Source organism: Mesorhizobium sp. M4B.F.Ca.ET.089.01.1.1, from assembly GCF_004022605.1.
Lineage (GTDB): Bacteria > Pseudomonadota > Alphaproteobacteria > Rhizobiales > Rhizobiaceae > Mesorhizobium > Mesorhizobium abyssinicae.
Map to the genome: position 1 here is coordinate 1 of NZ_RZOS01001077.1, position 737 is coordinate 737.

The 737-nt window shown below is 58.5% G+C and carries 1 pseudogene; it reads left to right on the forward strand.

What is annotated here, in order from left to right:
- Positions 1–524: 524 nt before the first annotated feature.
- Positions 525–737, forward strand: a pseudogene (locus EN780_RS36115) (hypothetical protein); the annotation flags it as partial.

Genomic DNA, 737 nt, shown 5'->3' on the forward strand with positions numbered 1-737 from the left:
ATCCTGCACGTAGCGCAGCCGAAGGCGCAGCGGAGGAAGGACGGGGAGACCGTTTTTTTGCTTGCGAGGGAGAGAGGGCAGAGCCCTCTTTCCCTCTCTGAGGTGACAAAGTCGGCCGCGATCGCGGCCGTCACCCGCAAATGAAAGGAGCCGTCACTGGCTAGCGCCAGGACGGCTCCCGCGGTGAGTGGCAAGAAGGGCTAGCGACTTACCATCACCAACTCGTATTGCCCGACCTGGCGCACTATGCTGATTTCGGGCCGTTCTGTAAACGGGCGCTATCCCAATTTGGTGTACTGATGACGGGGTTCTGGCCGCGTAGCGGCCCGCGCGTCCGATCGTCACCCGAATGGGCGGAGACTGGCTGTAGGCAAGGCTCCGTGCCGAAGGCATAGAGCGGTTTCGCGAAGCGACGCGCCCATAATTCTGGCAGGCCCACTAGATTCCAAGGTGGCATCCAGTCAACCAATTCGGTTACATTGATTCGAACGAACACCGAAGATCAACGTCACTTGGCAGGAGCAATGGCAGGACCTTCTTTCGAAGAATGGATTTCTCACCTCGGTTTACAGCAGATCGACGATCCGCAAATTGACAAGCCGGTCTATCGGAAAACCAGCTTCGGCGAACTGGAGTTAAGCGCCGAAATCGAAAAAAAATCAGCACCAGCCTTCGCAACGCCCGCGACCGACGGAAAATCCCGCGATCGAAGCTGGCGCCGATGCTCGGGCTCAGCG